Annotated in this window: 14 protein-coding genes; 7 read left to right on the top strand and 7 right to left on the bottom strand. The window is 46.0% G+C overall.

Going from position 1 to position 18,196, the window contains the following annotated elements:
• The first annotated feature begins 2 nt into the window (after nucleotides 1-2).
• The 4 genes from ACYVGO_RS11215 (at nucleotide 3) to ACYVGO_RS11200 (ending at nucleotide 5,404) form a co-directional block, all read left to right on the top strand.
• Nucleotides 3-1,913 (top strand): DUF3857 domain-containing protein, encoded by a 1,911-nt coding sequence (locus ACYVGO_RS11215; RefSeq protein ID WP_460969338.1) that lies wholly within the window; start codon nucleotides 3-5, stop codon nucleotides 1,911-1,913.
• Nucleotides 1,914-1,967: 54 nt separating this feature from the next.
• Nucleotides 1,968-2,585 (top strand): LEA/WHy family protein, encoded by a 618-nt coding sequence (locus ACYVGO_RS11210; RefSeq protein ID WP_142771487.1) that lies wholly within the window; start codon nucleotides 1,968-1,970, stop codon nucleotides 2,583-2,585.
• A 125-nt stretch (nucleotides 2,586-2,710) separates the two neighbouring features.
• On the top strand, nucleotides 2,711-3,736 hold the full coding sequence (locus ACYVGO_RS11205; protein ID WP_460969337.1) for a DUF6807 domain-containing protein: 1,026 nt from the start codon (nucleotides 2,711-2,713) through the stop codon (nucleotides 3,734-3,736).
• Between the two features lie 99 nt (nucleotides 3,737-3,835).
• Nucleotides 3,836-5,404 carry a hypothetical protein gene (locus tag ACYVGO_RS11200; protein WP_460969336.1) on the top strand — a complete coding sequence of 523 codons (1,569 nt, stop codon included), beginning with the start codon at nucleotides 3,836-3,838 and terminating at the stop codon, nucleotides 5,402-5,404.
• Nucleotides 5,405-5,614: 210 nt separating this feature from the next.
• Here ACYVGO_RS11200 and ACYVGO_RS11195 read toward each other — a convergent pair whose 3' ends face one another.
• Nucleotides 5,615-6,010 carry a hypothetical protein gene (locus ACYVGO_RS11195; protein ID WP_142771490.1) on the bottom strand — a complete coding sequence of 132 codons (396 nt, stop codon included), beginning with the start codon at nucleotides 6,008-6,010 and terminating at the stop codon, nucleotides 5,615-5,617.
• Between the two features lie 290 nt (nucleotides 6,011-6,300).
• Here ACYVGO_RS11195 and ACYVGO_RS11190 point away from each other — a divergent pair, with 290 nt between their 5' ends.
• Complete coding sequence (locus ACYVGO_RS11190) at nucleotides 6,301-6,993, top strand: type 1 glutamine amidotransferase domain-containing protein (protein WP_460969335.1); 693 nt, start codon at nucleotides 6,301-6,303, stop codon at nucleotides 6,991-6,993.
• Between the two features lie 62 nt (nucleotides 6,994-7,055).
• Here ACYVGO_RS11190 and rfbC read toward each other — a convergent pair whose 3' ends face one another.
• Complete coding sequence (rfbC, locus tag ACYVGO_RS11185) at nucleotides 7,056-7,601, bottom strand: dTDP-4-dehydrorhamnose 3,5-epimerase (RefSeq protein WP_460969334.1); 546 nt, start codon at nucleotides 7,599-7,601, stop codon at nucleotides 7,056-7,058.
• 110 nt (nucleotides 7,602-7,711) lie between these two features.
• Here rfbC and pyrF point away from each other — a divergent pair, with 110 nt between their 5' ends.
• Both pyrF and ACYVGO_RS11175 read left to right on the top strand, forming a co-directional pair.
• Nucleotides 7,712-8,542: an orotidine-5'-phosphate decarboxylase gene (pyrF, locus tag ACYVGO_RS11180; RefSeq protein WP_460969333.1), complete on the top strand. Its 831-nt coding sequence runs from the start codon at nucleotides 7,712-7,714 to the stop codon at nucleotides 8,540-8,542.
• Nucleotides 8,543-8,646: 104 nt separating this feature from the next.
• Nucleotides 8,647-9,939: a DUF2851 family protein gene (locus ACYVGO_RS11175; RefSeq protein WP_460969331.1), complete on the top strand. Its 1,293-nt coding sequence runs from the start codon at nucleotides 8,647-8,649 to the stop codon at nucleotides 9,937-9,939.
• A 94-nt stretch (nucleotides 9,940-10,033) separates the two neighbouring features.
• On the opposite strand, the gene ACYVGO_RS11170 is transcribed toward ACYVGO_RS11175, so the two are convergent.
• From ACYVGO_RS11170 to ACYVGO_RS11150, 5 genes are all read right to left on the bottom strand, one after another.
• Nucleotides 10,034-11,359 carry a Gfo/Idh/MocA family protein gene (locus ACYVGO_RS11170; RefSeq protein ID WP_460969330.1) on the bottom strand — a complete coding sequence of 442 codons (1,326 nt, stop codon included), beginning with the start codon at nucleotides 11,357-11,359 and terminating at the stop codon, nucleotides 10,034-10,036.
• A 69-nt stretch (nucleotides 11,360-11,428) separates the two neighbouring features.
• Nucleotides 11,429-12,172, bottom strand: coding sequence for a 3-keto-disaccharide hydrolase (locus ACYVGO_RS11165; protein ID WP_142771496.1), 744 nt, complete (start codon nucleotides 12,170-12,172; stop codon nucleotides 11,429-11,431).
• 53 nt (nucleotides 12,173-12,225) lie between these two features.
• On the bottom strand, nucleotides 12,226-13,152 hold the full coding sequence (locus tag ACYVGO_RS11160; protein WP_460969328.1) for a sugar phosphate isomerase/epimerase family protein: 927 nt from the start codon (nucleotides 13,150-13,152) through the stop codon (nucleotides 12,226-12,228).
• 175 nt (nucleotides 13,153-13,327) lie between these two features.
• Complete coding sequence (locus tag ACYVGO_RS11155; RefSeq protein WP_460969327.1) at nucleotides 13,328-15,025, bottom strand: RagB/SusD family nutrient uptake outer membrane protein; 1,698 nt, start codon at nucleotides 15,023-15,025, stop codon at nucleotides 13,328-13,330.
• A gap of 50 nt (nucleotides 15,026-15,075) precedes the next feature.
• Nucleotides 15,076-18,186, bottom strand: a complete 3,111-nt coding sequence (locus tag ACYVGO_RS11150; RefSeq protein ID WP_460969326.1) for a SusC/RagA family TonB-linked outer membrane protein — start codon at nucleotides 18,184-18,186, stop codon at nucleotides 15,076-15,078.
• Nucleotides 18,187-18,196 lie beyond the last annotated feature (10 nt).

Here is an 18,196-nt window from a genome sequence, read left to right as displayed (position 1 = left end):
TCATGAAAAATTTGTTATTCCTGGCTCTGCTAATGAGCCATCTGGCCTGGGCACAGACCGATTATAAAGCTACATCTGTACCCGATGGATTAAAAGAAAATGCGCATGCGGTGGTTCGTCAGTATGACATGGTATTCACTGTGAAGTCGGCAGGTGAGGCCTCGCAACGCGTACATAGCGTTATAACTGTGCTGGATAAACAGGGGGATGATTTTGCGTCGATGGTGGTTGGGTACGATAAATTATCGAAAATAAACGACCTGGAAGGGGCGCTCTATGATGCAGACGGAAAGCTGATCAAAAAACTTAAGAAAGCAGATGTTGAGGACTATAGTACGTACACCGACTATAATCTTTTTGATGATCAACGGGTAAAATCGGCGAGCTTTCCCAAGCAGCCAACTTATCCATATACTGTAGAATTTCTGGTGGAGACAACGGAGCGAAATCTGATGTTTTACCCAACCTGGATGCCCCAGCGCAAGGAGCACCTGGCCCTTCAGCAAGCTACGTTTACAGTCAATATGCCAGTAGGGCTGTCATTACGCTACAAGGAAATGAATTTGCCCGTACCTGGGACAGCTATAGCTACACCCGATGGAGGGAAAACCTATGTATGGAAACTCGCCAACCGTCCAGCACTGGAATTTGAACCCCTGTCGCCACCAGCCCGTGAGCAGATACCTATGGTTTATGCTGCGCCTACTGATTTCGATGTTCAGGGGTACAAAGGAAAAGTGACAAGCTGGCGAGATATCGGGAAGTTTTATTATACGCTGAATAGTGGTCGCGATCGTATTCCTGATGAGTTACGCCAACGCATACTCGAATTAACAAAAACGGAGACTACTACCAGTGGGAAAGTACGGAAGGTCTATCAATTCTTGCAGGATCATACCCGCTATGTCAGCGTTCAGTTGGGAATTGGTGGATGGCAGACTATCGAAGCGGATAAAGTAGCCGCCAGTAAGTATGGCGATTGCAAAGCACTCACTAATTATACCCAGGCTTTACTAAAAGCTGCTGGCGTTGTAGCCCACCCACTGTTAGTAAAAGCCGGTGATGATGAGTCAGATCTATTGGCTGATTTTCCCAGTTTTCAGTTTAATCACATTATTCTGTGTGTGCCCGATAAGCGGGATACGCTCTTTCTGGAGTGTACAAGTGGGTACGGGCCGGCAGGCTATATGGGTGATTTTACGGGAAATCGTCATGCTCTCCTGATTTTACCCGAAGGCGGACACCTAATAAAGACGCCGTTCTATGAAGCCAAAGATAATCGTCAGCAACGGCGTATTATGGTTAACCTCACCGAGAAAGGAGACGCCACGGCAGAGGTTCAAACCCGTTATACTGGTCTTCAGCAGGACGATTATACTAATGCAATTCATAGCCTGAATCGTGAAGATCAACGTAGCTGGTTACTCAAACGCATTGCGATTCCGGCCTTTGAGTTGACTAAATTTTCCTTTAATGAACACCCTGGCCTTATTCCCGCTGTTACAGAAAATCTAACCCTGGCGGTTCGTCAATTAGCTACGATCAGTGGAACAAGGTTGTTTCTGCCACTCAATCTACTGTCGGCACTACCGGCGGTAAGTCCGTTAATACAGCCTCGTAAGGCCTCTCTTGAATTAGGTGTAGACTGCGATTTTGAGGACAGTGATTCGATTACTTATCAACTGCCTAAAGGCTATGCACCCGAATATAAGATTGATCCCGTAACGATAGCGTCGAAATTTGGAAACTATACAGCCCAACTGACTACAGATGGTGACCGTATCCAGTATGTTCGTCATATTGCCATGCATGGGGGCAGGTATCCGGCAACGGCCTATCCAGAGTGGATAGACTTTCGGAAAAAGATTGCTAAAGCCGACCGAGTTCAATTGGTATTCGTTAAAAGTAATTAAACCAAACCCTTTTCTGCCTGTCGAACGTTTATACAAAAAGGACTACAATCACTTATGAAAAAAGCACTTGTTTTAATAGTAGCAGCTTTGCCACTGTTGTTCAGCCAATGCAGTGTCAACAACCAGATTTCGCAGGCAAAAACACTTGGCGATTGTCGCTATACCATTGCCTCTGCTGATAGTATTTACCTGGCCGGAATTGACGTCAGGAAGTTGCGTAAGGTAGAAGATATTAATCCAGCTCAATACCCCCGGCTGGCGACTGGTTTGCTAACGCGGAATGTACCGTTGGATGCCCGGCTAAATATTGATATTACCAATCCAACCAACAAAGTGGCAGGTATCAACCAACTGGAATATAAGATTTTATTAGCCGGACAGGAATTGTTTAACGGATTCCTAAATCAGCGCATTGAAGTTCAACCCGGTGGTGGGCGGACACGCGTTCCGGTTCGGTTGAATACCAACGCTTACCAATTGCTCACGGATAGTAAAACGCGGGATGCGTTTACGCAATTGGTACAGAACCTATCAGGAGCATCGGGAACCCAACCCTCTAAGCTTACTATCAAGATTAAACCAACGCTTGATTTGCTGGGCAAGCAGGTGAATTACCCTGGTTATATCACGATTGACCAGGACGTAACGAATAAAATACTATTGGGCAATTAAGAAGCGTTGGCTTTTATCCCTATTTATTCAGTAGCATTTTGTTTACCCTGGCTTTTTTAGGTCAGGGTAATTTTTTTTGCCTATTTTACTGATCTAATGTCTAATCCGGATTAACGAACTAGCTGATGCGTCTGTTTCTGATTGCCTTCCTGTTTTCGATTTCGATACTACCAAACCTGGCTCAATCGAACAAAATTCAACTCACCCACGATGAAGCGCAGAAGCGTGTTTCAGTTACCGTCGATGGGAAACCATTCACGGCTTATATTTATCCAGGCCCAACCGTCCTGAAAAAGCCAGTTTTATATCCAATTCTATCGGCTGGAGGTAATTTTATCACACGAGGCTGGCCACTCGACCCTCGGCCCGACGAACGAATTGACCACCCGCACCATGTGGGTATGTGGTTCAACTACGGTGATGTAAATGGTCATGATTTCTGGAATAATTCGATTCAGGTTGGACCCGAGCATAAGGGGCCATTCGGTACAATCGTGCACACAGGTGTTAAGTCGATGAAGAGCGGGAATGGCAAGGCTACACTAGTCGTTACAGCCGATTGGCTCGATAAAGATAACAAAGTGATGCTTCAGGAAACAACAACTTATGAATTTGGTGCTAGTGCTGCCAATCGTACAATTGAACGAATTACAACACTTAAGGCCGCTGATAAAGAAGTCGTTTTTAAAGATAATAAGGAAGGTATGATTGCCCTGCGAGTTGCGCGTCAACTTGAACAGCCTTCAACGAAACCTGAAATCTTCACTGACGCGCAAGGGGTACAGACAAAGGTGCCGGTATTAAATAACACAGGTGTAACGGGTTTATATCATAGTAGCGAAGGCGTAGAAGGCGATGCCGTCTGGGGGACGCGTGCCCAATGGATGAAATTAACGGGTACTGTTAACGGGGAAGCCTTATCAGTCGTTTTAGTAGACCATGCCAAAAATATAGGCTACCCAACGTACTGGCATGCCCGAGGTTATGGTCTGTTTGCTGCTAATCCATTAGGACCCTCTGTAATGAGCAGTGGTAAGGCCCCGGCATTAAATTATACATTGCCAGCAAATCAGGCTGTTACGTTCCGGCATAGACTATTAATACAATCAGGTACTTTGTCGGATGCTGATTTGGTACGATTATCTAAATAGTTAATGAATATTTAAAATCGTTAACTTGTAGGAGAAGAAAATCATTTGGCATATTATTTGTGGGTCATGAAAATTAGTACATCAAATCGTACTGGTTTTATGACCCACATCTTTTCTAGTAAGTACCCGCATTGGAGTCGTGTGTTTTTTGTTGCCTTACTTTGGGCGCCAACACTGCTAACTGCTCAAATTCGAAATTCTGCTCCTCTACCACTTCCGAAGCCATCGCTTCGTGTTGGGGCCGATGGATTAATGACAATTGAGAATTCGCAGATTAAAGTAGGTATTAATACAAATGCTGGTGGTGCTATTACATACCTCACCTTCCAGAATGACCAGGGGGGAAAGGTTAATACCCGCAATATGGTCAGTAATCCACTTATTGGAGGGCGTACTGATCTCGGGCGGCAGATACAAATAGGGCTTTATGGCGGTCCATACGAATATTCACAAAATGGAAACCCTGCCTGGGTTGGTCTCGGCTGGAACCCCATTCAGGCAGGTGACGTCTACTTTAATTCAGCTCAGGTATTATTGGCTGAAAAGCAGGATAATTTACTGCATACGAAAACCATTCCTAAGCAATTTGCTTTTTATAACGAGCCAGGAGAGGCTACAATAGAGCACTGGATTCGATTAGATGGGAATGTAGTAAAGGTGCACGTAAAAGTAGTTCTGTCACGATCAGATAAAACTCAGTATGAGGCTCGCCAGCAGGAGTTTCCTTGTATGTATTTGACCGGCGATTATCACAATATGTGGCTTTATAAAGGTAGTAGCCCCTATACAAATGGATCTCTTGCACTAGAACGGATACAGCCACCTCAAACGACCATATTTGGTGATGTATTTCCAACAGAGCCCTGGATGGCATCGACGAACGATAATGGTTACGGAGTTGGGTTATATGCAAAGGGTAACTACGAATGGAAAAGAGGTTATTTTGGGGCCGATCTGGGTGGCGATGAAACTAGTACTGTGGCCTCCTATATTGCAGCTGCGAATAAAGTCGTGTTTGACCATAATTTAGTCCATGAATGGGATTATGAGCTGATCTTAGGACATTTGAGCGAAATACGATCCTATGTTTATAATAAACAGCATTCACCGCCTGGACCTAATTATTTGTTCGATACATCGCGTAAGGGCTGGTTATACTATCACGCAACAGATACGGGCTGGCCTATTTCCGGTAAATTACATGTTCATCTAGATGATGCGACAAATGCTCGAATTTTATCGCCATTTGTTTTTTGGAAAGGCCGTAGTAATCCGAAGATTTATTTGCGGGCAGCATTTAACACGCAAAGTGACAAGTTCCGAATTAAATGGCGCCGTAGTGACGATATAACGATATACGGTACTGGGGATCGAATAATGGAATTTCCAGTTATCAACGATGGGCAATTTCATACGTATACAATTGATCTAAGCTCAAACGATTACTGGCTCGAAGCCGACATTGGACAAATAGCGTTTGAGCCCGTTACTGATAAGCCCCAGCCTAATGCCTGGGCTGAATTTGCCTGGGTTGCCACTAGTCCAGATGGGCCTACTCCTGAGATAGTTGATCCATTTGTGCCACCTATTGATAATCCTTGTGTACCCGGTTGTGCTCTGGTAAGTGTAAAGAAGATTCAGTACATTAAATCGAATCGGAAGCGATAAGGAAAATTTCCAGAAGGAAACTACACTGGTCAGACCTTATTTGGCTAGTCTGACCAGGATTTTTTGCCGTAGCTTCTATGGTTGCTCTTTGGCTTACTAAAGAGCAGGAAGTAAAGGGCTAATTTTACTGAAAAGCGATAAACCAGTTGGGGGTTAAGTAACAAGTGATAACCACCTGTTACTTAACCCCAACTGGTTTATTGTACCTGATTAGTTCAAATGTACTAATGCTGAACGATACACACGTCCGTCAAGCGATTTCATCCATGAACGTAGTGTTTGACTTTCTGTAGTAGCCCGGCCAAGTTCGTTGTCAATCTGGCGAAGCAAAAAAAACAGTTGATGAATATGTTGCCATTGCTCCGCTAACCGATTGATGTTTGGAGATTCAGGTTTTTGCTGACGAGCGGTCTGTGTTAGCTGGCGCAAGCTCATTTTGAGATGATAGCGAAGAATAATCAGTCGACTTGCCATGGGCAACTCTTTTGGATTACGCTCCATATGTGATATGCTTTTAGCTAACACATTATTACGTTGCTGAAGCTGATCAGATACAAGCATCCAGGCGTACTCCGCCTGGAGAGATTCATAAGTAACGTTTTGCATGATACCTAGCACAGTACGGTTTATCAACAAATATAACGAAACATCAACATAATTAATTGGTATAAGGTCTTGTTTGTAAAATTTTTATCTGGTTAATAGGGTTTGCGCAGAATATTTTTAAAAGTTAAACGTGTACGTTAGTTGAAGCTGGAAACTTGGGACCTAAAAGGCGGAAGATTTGACAAGCAGTTCAGAGTAAGTAAGAGGCAGTAAGCTGTTTTAGTATAAACCCTTTATCTTCGTCCTGAAGTGTCGGTTATTTACCGCAAACAGCTATTGTCTACTTGCTCATGGATCCTATTTACCGCGCACTGATCGTCTGCACGAACCATATGGATTATCCTACTAAGTCCCAAAAAACAGGTTTGTGGCTTAGCGAAGCTACCCATTTTTATGATGAATTAGCTGGACGGAATCTACCCTACGATATTGCAAGCCCTGTGGGAGGCTCCATTCCCATTGATGAGAAGAGTATTGACCGACGCGATGCGATCAATGAAAAATGGTATCATAATCCAACATTCCGCTCCAAATTGGATAACTCATTGAAGTTAGATGAAATTGACGCTTCTAACTACCAAATCCTCTATTTTACTGGCGGACACGGCACTATGTGGGATTTTCCTGACAATCTGGCTGTGCAGCGTATAACCCGGCAGATTTATGAAAGTGGTGGTATGGTAGCAGCTGTTTGCCACGGTGTTGGTGCACTACTCAATGTTACCTTGTCTGATGGTTCTCTACTCATTGATAACCGGCAGGTAACTGGCTTCTCGAACATGGAGGAAAAACTCGTTCGACTCGATGAGGAAGTTCCGTTCCTACTCGAAGATGCGTTGAGGCAGAAAAATGCCCTTTACAGTAAAGGCTTGATCCCATTTCTGCCGTTCATTGAAGTCGATGAACGTTTAGTGACCGGGCAAAATCCATTGTCGGCGCGGAAAGTAGGGCGGAAGGTGCTGGAAGAAATGTATGAGAAATAGTATAATGGATAATGAATAATGGCCTGCTAGCTCATTGTCCATTATTTATTATCCATTTTCCATTATACTACAGCCTCTGGTAATACCTCCCGTAATGTCTTCAGCTCCTGATCTTTCTCTGAAACGATTGGATTCGTTACACCCCAATTAATATTTAGATCTGGATCATTCCAGATAATGCCAGATTCAGAGGTTTTATTATAAATGTTTGTGCATTTATAGCTGAAGATACTGTCTTCCAGTGCTACAAATCCGTGAGCGAAACCTTCCGGTATATAAGCCATGTTGGCTAGCTTGGCGTCAAGCAAAAAAGTTTCGTATTGCCCAAACGTTGGCGAGTCCGGTCGTAAGTCAACGGCTACATCCAATACTTGGCCCATGATAACCCGCACTAATTTTCCCTGAGCAAAGGGTGCGTTCTGCATATGCAATCCACGCAGAACACCTTTTACTGAGAACGATTGATTGTCCTGTACAAACTCCATTGGCAAGCCCAGCGATACGAAAAGCGGTTTATTATAGGACTCAAAGAAATGTCCACGCTCGTCTTCAAATACGCGTGGAATTAATTCAATTAGGCCATCAATGGCTGTTTGCCGAACTTGCATAATAGGATGGTGTTTCTTAAACGAAGGTCTCTTATGGGCAAATTTATGAAACCGACACGGTAAGTCGTACTTTTGAGCGGAATCTTTTAGTCTGTGATCCCCGTTTCAGCATGACCTATTCAGAGTTAAGCAATCTGATTTTTCAAAAACAGTCCTATTTATGCGTTGGGTTAGATACGGATCCTCGTAAACTTCCCCAACATCTATTGACCGAACCCGACCCGGTCTTTGCATTCAACAAAGCAATTATCGACGCTACTGCCAACTTCGCCGTAGCCTATAAACCTAATATTGCTTTCTATGAAGCGCAGGGGCCACGAGGTTGGGAAAGCCTACAGAAAACCCTTGACTATATTCCCGCCGATTGCTTCACCATTGCTGATGCTAAACGGGGGGACATTGGGAATACCTCTGATTTGTATGCCCGCACCTTTTTCGACCCCGCAGCAGCTGGATTATCGTTTGATTCTGTTACGGTAGCTCCTTACATGGGTCATGATTCAGTACTACCTTTTCTGGCTTACGAAGGTAAATGGGTAATTCTTCTAGCGCTGACATCCAACACCGGCAGTGCTGATTTCCAGCGACACCAAGTTGGCGAACAGGAACTGTTTGAGATTGTGATTGAAACTGCACAGACCTGGGCCGGGACGGATAAACTTATGTTTGTTGTAGGCGCAACCCAGGCTGACGAACTAAGTCGGATCAGAGAATTAGCTCCCGATAACTTTTTGCTTGTGCCCGGTGTGGGCGCACAAGGGGGGAGTCTTCAAGATGTTTCCAGACGAGGCTTAACGGCTTCGGGTGGTTTATTAGTAAACGCGTCAAGAAGTATTTTATATGCGTCTGATGGCGTTGACTTTGCTGATCGAGCACGAGATGAAGCCAGGGCTTTACAAAAGGAAATGGCCACCTATTTAGCTGCTCTGCAAAGGAACTAGACGATTGGGCGAAAGTAGGTATATTATTTTAGTAAATGTGTTTATATTCAACTCGCCTTAGGGTTGCTATTGGCATCAACTAACTGATAATTATCGACTAAACTGTGCCCGAAATTTTTCTGTATTTTATCTGGCAATACCAGTATTTTACGAATAACAATTTAATTACAACCGATGGTGAATCCGTACAGGTGCTCCACACGGGTTTTCGGAATCACGAAGCCGGGCCTGATTTTACCAACGCCCGGCTACTGATCAATGAAGTAGAGTGGGTGGGTACGGTTGAGATGCATACCCGAACATCGGATTGGCTTGTGCATCGTCATCAGCATGATCGGGCGTATGACAATGTCATTCTACATGTTGTTTGGCAGGACGATAGATTGGCCAACGGGCGGCGGGTTGATCGGGCTAATGGAACACCACTGCCTACGCTTGAACTTCAGCCACTCATCGATTCGACATTACTGGATCGTTACCAGGTATTAAGTGATTCAGTAGATGCTATTCCCTGTGCAGGGCAATTTCGTAGCGTAGCACCTTTGCGAATAACATCAATGCTTGACAAAGCTATGCTTCAACGGTTGGAACGGAAAGCAGAAGGGGTCCGGCAGCTAGTTGAGCAGGCAGGTGGCGATTGGGAGGAGACCGCCTATCGGCTACTAGCTATGAACATGGGTTTTAAAATCAATGCCGACCCTATGGCTCAACTCAGTCGGGCTGTACCCTTGAAAGCAATTTTGAAACACCGGGATGTATTGGTACAAGTTGAAGCTATGTTGTATGGTACAGCCGGATTATTAGATACGGATGAGTCTGACGACTACATTAAAACGCTTCAACGCGAATATCGATTTCTCGCATCTAAATATTCACTTACTGATAAACAGGTAGCTGCTCATACCTGGAAATGGGGGCGATTACGGCCCGCTAATTTCCCAACTCTACGATTGGCCCAGTTAGCCCGTCTGGTGACGTATCATGCCAGTTTATTTTCACTATTTGCCGGTACACGAGATAGTGAAACATTGCTCAACGCCTTACAGATAACACCTTCTAACTACTGGCAATCGCACTATCGGTTTGGAAAACAAACCGATAAAAGTGCTTCGGCGTTGGGGCTAAACTCGGCCGAGAATATTGTGATTAACACAGTTGTGCCGTTACTTGCCGCGTATGCCCACCATAGAGGCCAGCCAGCTTATATTGACCGGGCTATTGAGTTACTAGAGCAACTGCCTGCCGAAAAAAACCGCCTGACCGCTACCTGGGACACTCTAGGATTGGGTGTTCGTACAGCATTCGATTCGCAGGCGGCAATTGAACTCTATAATGAGTTTTGTTCCGTAAAAAAATGCTTGAGTTGCCAGATTGGTGCAGCGCTGTTGAAAAATTGATAAGGGAGGAAAGGGAAGAAGGGGAGTAGAGGGAGGAAGGAACGATTGATATCCTTTTCTCCCTCTACTCCCCTTCTTCCCTTTCCTCCTTTTTTTAACTCACTACCACATCCTGTTTAGTCGAATCCCAGGTTACGCGCTTACCGGTATGCAGGGCCATAGTCGCCATGATATTGGCAACAGAGTGGTTGAAACCTACTCGGGCAGGAGCATTGGGCTCTTTGCGGCTGCGAACGCATTCCATCCAGTTCAGCATGTGTAAAGAGGTCATTGGATCACCACCTGTGTTGGCAGAGGTTTCCATTTTTGCAGCTTCTCCCAGTGACATTGTTGGCAGTAGGTTCGCCTGCATATTCATGTCTTTGGCGTATTTTGCTTCCAGACCTCCCTCGGGCGAAATCTTGTTCGTGTCGAGGTTAATCATGCCGCCGTTCGAGAAGTAGTATTCTTTTACACCACCGGCTTCGTTGTTCATGCGCGAAGAGTACAATACCTGGAAGCCTTTGGTTTTGTCGTTGTCCGGGCCGTAATCGAACACAGCCGTAAAGGTGTCGGCATTAACACGACCATCTTTCCAACTGTAAACGCCCCCATTAGCAACTACACTACGTGGGTGATCTAAACCACTGAACCAGTGGACTGTATCGATCTGGTGCGACATCCACTGACCCGGAATGCCCGATGAGTAAGGGTAGAACAAGCGGAATTCAAGATATTTACGTGGGTCCCAGGCCGTTTTAGGCCGGTTCATCTGGTAGCGATCCCAGTCGGTATCTTCTTTGCGAATTTCAGACACCAACTTAGGCCGGCGCCAGCGACCGGGCTGGTTGACGTTCCAGGTCATTTCAACCATGGTAATGTCGCCAAATTTGCCTGATTTGATAAACTCATTGGCTGAGTGGTAGTTTGGGGCAGAGCGTCGCTGCGAACCAACCTGCACAATTTTCTTCGAGCTTTCAACGGCTTTAACTGCTTTCCGGGCATCGTCGAGCGATTCGGCGAATGGCTTTTCGCAATACACATCCCGGCCCGATTCAACGGCTGCGGCACAGTGGAGGGCATGCTGGAAATCGGCGGTGCTGATGATAACGGCGTCAACATCTTTGCGGTCGAGGAGTTCGTCGTTGTTGCGGGCTTTGAAAAAGGTACTATCGTTCAACCCTTTCCCCTTTAAATAAGCTTCTGCTTCGTCGCGACGACGATTCCAGAGGTCAGAAACCCCTACAAAAGCAAAATTCTGGGCTTTCGCATGTTCAGCAAAAGCGGGGGCAAGCGACTGTCGGAAGCGGTCCGAAAAGCCAATAATACCAACCCGAACCCGGTCGTTAGCTCCCAGAATTCGGGCGTAGCTACTGGCTGAGAAACTCATCCCAAGTCCAGCTAGTGCCGATTTTTTTATAAAATCACGACGATTTTCCATAGAATTTAATCTGTTTAAAAAGATACGATAAACGATGATAGAAAAACTATTCGCTATAGGGCCTAAGGCTTAAAGTGTTTTGATCTTCATATTTCGGAAGTATACCCGATTACCATGATCCTGAAGCAGGATATGGCCTTTAGGAGCTTCGCCGAAACGACCGTTGGCATTATAGTCGGGAGCTTTGTATTTACTCATGGCAACCAATTCCCGGAATTGCTCGCTGCCCCGTTCGTATTCAACTACTTTTTTGCCGTTCAGCCAGTGTTCAACGTGTTTGCCTTTCGAAATAACACGTCCTGTGTTCCACTCGCCAATTGGATTGGCTTTTTTGCCACTTGCCGGAATCAGATCATACAACGAACCAACCGTGCGGTTACCATTACGTCCTAGTTTGGCATCGGGGTGTTTATCATCATCCAGCACCTGAAATTCCAGGCCAAATGCTGACCCCTTCGGCTTCGGGCTTTGTTCAGCCACAAAATATTTCACACCACTGTTGGCTCCTTCCGTAAGTTTGAAATCGAAGACAAGATCGAAATCACTGTATTCGCCATCTGTAACAATATCACCAAAGCTTTCAGACTCAGACCCATTCGATTGTTGGATCGTTAGCATGCCATCAGTAACGTCCCAGCCTTTTTCGGGGAATTTATCTTTGTAAGCCCCACGCCAGCCTTTGGTTGTCTTGCCATCAAAGAGCAACTTCCAACCGTCCTTTTTCTCCTGGGCTGTTAATGTATTAGGCGCTTGTGAATCTTTAGCTGCGATTAAGCTTAAGACTAAAAAGCCAGATAAGATTAGTTGTTTCATAATAGTAGTACGTGAAAAAACGGAAATGGACCTCAGCTTCCAGTATTCTTTTTTCACAATGGAACGTGAAGCGTTTTAGTGATATAGTCTTTATTGATCTGAGCGCACTGAATGGGAGTCTTATCTTTTTCCGGGACACCATCTAATTCAACGATTCCCCAACCTTTAAACTTAATCTCGTCCAAGGCTTTGAATACCGCGGGGACGTCCACATTTCCCCGGCCTAACTCCACAAATTTATACGCTTTAGCATCACCTGGTTTTTCGGCCAAGGGCGACATTGTGTCTTTCAGGTGAAGGGCGTAAATAATGTCTTTATATTGCTTGACAGCCTTTTCGGGTTGGCCACCCCCTTGTTTATAGTGGGCAATGTCAAGTTCTAATTTCATGTACTTAGGATTCATGGCCTGCACAATAATCTCTACCTCTTCGGGCGTTTCGCCGAGCTGGTGCATGTGATTGTGATAGGTAGCCTGAACACCTAGGTCGGCCGTTTGCTTGCCGATTTCGTTCATAACGAATGCCAGTCGTTTCAGTTCTTCCGTTGTTGGAAGCCGATCTTTGGGTCGGGCCGAGTTGGTCAACTGAATGGCTGAGCCACCGAGGGCTTTCACAAAACTCGCGTGGGCCACGTGCATATCGATGGTACTCTGTTCTTTAGCCGGATCGATCTCTACATTGCCACTCGAAAACATAGCCAGGGTTAGGTGATTCTGATCGAGCAACGCTTTCAATTCGGAGGGCTTGGCTTTATAGGGCCCAAAGGCGTTGGCCCGGAGTTGAATACCATGATAGCCAAGCGAAGCCAGGTCCGTAATTGCCTGAGCGTCGTTCCCGCCCCAGGTAATGGCCGAGTAGGCGATTTTCAGACCAGATGGTTTACTGAATCGGGCAAATAACGGTTCCGTTGCAGCGGTAAGTGCCAAAGCTGATAAACCAGCCGTGGTGAGAAACTGTCGTCGGTTTACAGTCTCTTGCATAGTTTGGGGAGGGATAATCAGTATAGGGCGGTTCGCCTGACTACTAATGGTGAAACAGAATAATTAGAACGCTAAGTACGGAATTGATAAGCGTGAATAGACTCAGTTATACTAAAAATAAAAAGCGAAAGAGTGAAACACGATAGACGGCTTCACTCTTTCGCCCTTTTACTCATTAGAACCCTGGGTTTTGGCCGAATCCTGCATTTTCTGTCCGGTCAATTTGGGTTTGCGGAATTGGACGCAAATTGTGGGTTTCTTTTACGTTGGCAGCTCCATCCGGGTTATATAACTTAACTCGTTCAACCAGGTTTCCCCAACGTTTTAGGTCAAACCAACGCATTTGCTCACCAGCCAGTTCACGAGCGCGTTCCTGCATGATCATCTCCATGTCTAATTGAGCAGGTGTTATCTCCATGGCGGTCTCTTTGCCTGGGTAGGCAGCCCGACGGCGAACTGCGTTAATAGCAGCTACCGCTTCTGTTGTTTTACCCGATTTGAATTGGGCTTCAGCCAAAATCAGATACGTTTCGGCCAGACGGAACGCCAGATAATCGCGGCTACCGGCTTCGTAGGTAAGATCAGGGCGAGTCGGGTCCAGGAATTTTTGCAGCGTTGGAAATAAGGCTGCCGTATAAGCGCTAGGCACGAGTACCTGGTAAGGCTTGGCTGCCCGTTGTGCTACAGTCCACTCAACACCCGGAATGTAAATGGCAGTATCTCCTGCTTTTAAGGTCATCTTAGCCTTACTGTTGTCAAAAGAGGTATTTAGATTCGTGCCAGGGTTGTTAGACAGCCAAGTGTCCTTGAACGTTTTCTTGTAGCGGGAATCATTTACTCGATCTTTGAAAACAGTTTCAAGCAGATAGGTAGTTGGACGTAGCCGCTTAAATGGTCGGTCATTGGCAATGTCGCGCTTCATACCTGGCTGCACATCGTACTGCATCCCAAAATATAAATGCAGCTTATTCCCTTCACCATTATTCAAGTTTGCGGTGTTGATGTTGGTCAGTGGATCGGTGGTATACTGCACCGAAAAGATCACTTCATCGTTGATTTCACCACCGCCCTGCGCAAATACGCTGGCAAAATCGGGTAATAGCTTCAGGCTATAGTTGCTAATTACGTTCTGTGCGTAGGTTGCGGCTTTCGTGTAATCATCAGCGGCTTTTGCCGATGAAGTGGCTTTGGTAAGGTACACCCGAGCCAGCAAATGTTCGGCAGCCGATTTGGTCGCGCGCCCGTAATCACTGGCTCCCTGCGAAGATGCTTTAATGGCAGGCAGGTCGGGTAGGGCTGCTTCAAGGTCACTCGTGATGGATTTATAGATGTCGGCTTCTGTTGCCCGACTGGTTTTTTTCGTAGGAAGTATCGTTTCTGTTAGTCGTAAGTCAACCCCACCGAACTGTTGCACCAGAATAAAGTAGTAGTGCGCTCTCAGGAACTTCATCTCGGCTACTCGAAGTTTTTTTGTAGCATCCGAAACAGTAGCTGCCGGGGCACGCTCAATAACCGCATTACAGGTATTGATGCCCCTATACAGTTCTTCCCATACCTGCTGGATAATGTCAACGAAACTGTTCATCTGGGTGTCGTAAAAATGAAACCCTTTGTAGCTTCCATCCGCTCCGGCCTGGTAAATATCCGTACCATATTCGGTCATGGTCAGACCGCGCTCCGATGCATAGAAATTTCGCAGCGACGAGTAAGCGGCTTTGCTGGCATCTTCAAAGCCTTTTGGGGTATTGATGTAAGCGTTTGGAATGGCCGAGATTACGGTTTCCTTCAGTACATCCTTACACGCCTGCCCGCTGAGCAATAGAGTGGCAAGAGCCAGGATGCGGAATGATTTATATGAAAAATTTGATTTCATGTTTTTGAATCTTAAGATGTTTATAAACACATCATTTACTGGCTACGTGCTTAGAATTTGACGTTCAAACCAAAAGTCGTTACCCGGGTAGCTGGCACAACACCGTTGCTGACGACACCATCACTCGCACTTGTTTCAGGGTCAACACCATTATACTTCGACCGGTAAGATGAGAAGATAAAAGGCTGCTGAATGCTGGTGAATATGCGCAACGACTGTAGCCGGAGTTTCGAGGCAATACTTGCTGGGAACGTATAGCCAAAGTTGATATTCCGCACCTTCACGAACGAACCGTCGAAATAAATAATAGCCGAGTTGTAGACCGGAAATTCCTGGCTTGAGTTAGGCCGGGGGAACTCATTTGTTGGATTGTTAGGTGTCCAGTAATCTACTTTAATCTGCTCATAACGACCCGCCAGTTGGTTGTTGTCACGGTGGAAACCACTCAGGATGGTCTGACCAATCCGGGCATAAATAAAGAAGTTCAGGTCAAACCCTTTGTAGCTGAAGCGGTTGGTAATACCACCACTCCAGGTTGGAATATCGGATCCTAGGAACACCCGGTCATCAGCTGTAATTTTTCCATCGTTATTCGTATCCTGAACTTTAATCTGACCAACGGCACTCTGATAAGACTTGGCCGCGTCAGCTTCGTTGGTCTGCCAGATACCGGCTTTCTTATAATCGTAGAACTCGGTCAGGGGTTTACCGATAAAGCGTTTGTTGCCCACATCATCAATAGGTCCGTTGAACAGGGAGATAATGGCTTCCGTATTTTTGGAGAATACAATGTCGGATGTCCACTTAAAGCCACCTTTCGTATTCACATTCACTGTAGATAAACTGACTTCTATCCCTTTGTTCTGGGTTTCGCCAATGTTCCGGGTAACAGCATTGAAACCAATTGATGTAGGTAGTTGGTCAGACAACAGAAGGTCTGTTGTGCGGGTTTTATACAATTCGATAGCACCCGTTAACCGACCGCGCCAGAGACTGAAATCGACACCTATATTTGTTGTGGTTGAGGTTTCCCACCGCAAATCGGGGTTCCCAATGGTATTTGGGCGATACCCGTAAGCAGGAGTGGTACCGAAGGCATACACCGTGCGATCGAGTAATCCCTGCGTTTGATAAGGAGCTACACCTTGGTTACCCACTGACCCACGACTAACCCGTAATTTCAGTAGATCAACCCAGGAAGAACCTTTCATAAACTCTTCGTTGCTGATATTCCAGCCTAAGGCTATACCGGGGAAGTTACCGTACTTGGTGTTCTCTCCAAATCGGCTCGATCCATCCCGACGTATGGTTGCTGTAACTAAGTACTTATCTTTGTAGTCATAGTTAATACGTCCCATATAGGAGTTAATGGTCCACTGAATCAGACCACTGCCCACACCCAGCACCGAACTGGCATTACCTACGTTGTAGAACGACTGCGATTCAGCAGGAACGCCCTGCACATTGATGTTATTAAACTCAGAATTATCGCGCTGAATGGATTGCAGGGCCGTGATACCAAAATTGTGATCGCCAATTTTTTTGTTGTACGTTAGGAAGTTCTCCAGCGTATAGTCGAAATTAAAAGTGGCAGAGTTAGAAGCTTGAGGATCACCAAATTTCCGGGCGTTCGTTTGAGCACCAATGAAGCGACCATACCGATTGATAGTAAAATCAGGACCGAAGTTAACCCGGTACTTTAAACCGTCGAGAATGTTTACTTCCGCATAGACACTATTGAAAATACGGTATTTCTTCCGTTCTTCTATTTGGGCACCTGGTATAACCTCGGCGAGTGGATTGGTGAGTAAGGCGTCATTCGTAGGCGAGAAAATTAGGTTGCCATTATCGTCGTAAGGCCGACCAAGCGGGTTTTGCTGAAGCGTAAAATTATAGGGATTCAGGTTCTCTCCATTGCGTAGATAATACATCATGTAGGAGGCAAGACCTACCTTAAGAACCTTATTAATCTGGTGATCAATATTGGCACGCAATGAATAACGAGTGAAATCCAGTCCCGGCATGATCCCTTTATCCTGAAAATAGCCTGCCGAAAGATAGAACTGCGTTTTTTCATTACCGCCCTGAATCCCAATCGTATGGCTCTGCTGAATACCCTGTTTCAGAATCAATGATTGCCAATCTGTATTCCGATTGGCGGCAAGACCAGCCGCTACGTTTGGGTCACCACCTAGAACAGCTACCTTGGAGTCTGCATAGGCATCGGCCACGCCCGTAGGAACTGGATTACCGTTCGCGTCTTTGTAGTTGCCCGTAGTCCGGTAAGCTTCCCGAACGAATTCGGCGAATTCGGAACCGCTGAACAGTTTGACTTTGTCAAGCGCATCAGTAAAACCTACATAGTTATCGTAGCTAATTGTCGTTTTGCCAGTCGGATTACCCCGCTTGGTCGTAATCAGTACAACCCCGTTAGCACCTCTGGCGCCATAGATTGCCGTTGCGGTAGCATCCTTCAGGATTTCCATCGAACCCACATCATTTGGGTTAATGTCTTCGTATTCTCGCGCCAGTGGAATCCCATCAACTACATATAATGGGTCGTTTCCAGCGTTAAACGAACGACGTCCCCGAATCCGAATAGTTGGTACAGAACCAGGTCGGCTACCCGACTGAGCCACATCCACACCCGCTACCCGACCCTGCATGGCCTGTCCAATGTTGGTAACAGGTTGTTCGGTGATTTGCTTGGGTGTAATCGACGAGATAGCGCCTGTGGTCTGGCTCTTCTTCTGCGTACCATATCCAATAACGACAACCTCGTTCAGCGATCGGTTGTCGGTAGTGAGTGTTAGATTGATTGCTGACTTGTTGCCAACGCTAACCTCTTGGCTAACAAAGCCGACTGCTGAGAAAACCAGCACAGACTGGTTGTTGGGTACGCCAATGCGGTAATCGCCATTGGCGTCGGAAGTCGTTCCACGCGTGGTACCTTTCACTGCCACACTAACACCTGGCAAGGCTTTATTGTCGTCACCCGAAAGAATCCGGCCCGTAACGGTGCGTTCCTGCGCCGGGTTTTCTACGAGTGGTCGGTTTGTGGGTGGCGCGCTGAACGCCGGTTGGCTAACCAGCGTGAGTGCTGTTAGGCCAAGCAAAGGAAGCCACGCAAGCCGTGGCGGTTGGGTAATTGTTGTCTGCATTGTAGGTTCA

The organism is Spirosoma migulaei, assembly GCF_054776855.1.
Note: the sequence above shows the minus strand (reverse complement) of the source record. Positions and strands in the feature narration are given on the sequence as shown.

Coding starts and splice junctions, on each gene's coding strand:
- ACYVGO_RS11200 (WP_460969336.1), top strand. CDS start 3,836: ATGACCCACATCTTTTCTAGTAAGTACCCGCATTGGAGTCGTGTGTTT.
- ACYVGO_RS11205 (WP_460969337.1), top strand. CDS start 2,711: ATGCGTCTGTTTCTGATTGCCTTCCTGTTTTCGATTTCGATACTACCA.
- ACYVGO_RS11195 (WP_142771490.1), bottom strand. CDS start 6,010: ATGCAAAACGTTACTTATGAATCTCTCCAGGCGGAGTACGCCTGGATG.
- rfbC (WP_460969334.1), bottom strand. CDS start 7,601: ATGCAAGTTCGGCAAACAGCCATTGATGGCCTAATTGAATTAATTCCA.
- ACYVGO_RS11150 (WP_460969326.1), bottom strand. CDS start 18,186: ATGCAGACAACAATTACCCAACCGCCACGGCTTGCGTGGCTTCCTTTG.
- pyrF (WP_460969333.1), top strand. CDS start 7,712: ATGACCTATTCAGAGTTAAGCAATCTGATTTTTCAAAAACAGTCCTAT.
- ACYVGO_RS11215 (WP_460969338.1), top strand. CDS start 3: ATGAAAAATTTGTTATTCCTGGCTCTGCTAATGAGCCATCTGGCCTGG.
- ACYVGO_RS11160 (WP_460969328.1), bottom strand. CDS start 13,152: ATGCAAGAGACTGTAAACCGACGACAGTTTCTCACCACGGCTGGTTTA.
- ACYVGO_RS11155 (WP_460969327.1), bottom strand. CDS start 15,025: ATGAAATCAAATTTTTCATATAAATCATTCCGCATCCTGGCTCTTGCC.
- ACYVGO_RS11210 (WP_142771487.1), top strand. CDS start 1,968: ATGAAAAAAGCACTTGTTTTAATAGTAGCAGCTTTGCCACTGTTGTTC.
- ACYVGO_RS11165 (WP_142771496.1), bottom strand. CDS start 12,172: ATGAAACAACTAATCTTATCTGGCTTTTTAGTCTTAAGCTTAATCGCA.
- ACYVGO_RS11190 (WP_460969335.1), top strand. CDS start 6,301: ATGGATCCTATTTACCGCGCACTGATCGTCTGCACGAACCATATGGAT.
- ACYVGO_RS11170 (WP_460969330.1), bottom strand. CDS start 11,359: ATGGAAAATCGTCGTGATTTTATAAAAAAATCGGCACTAGCTGGACTT.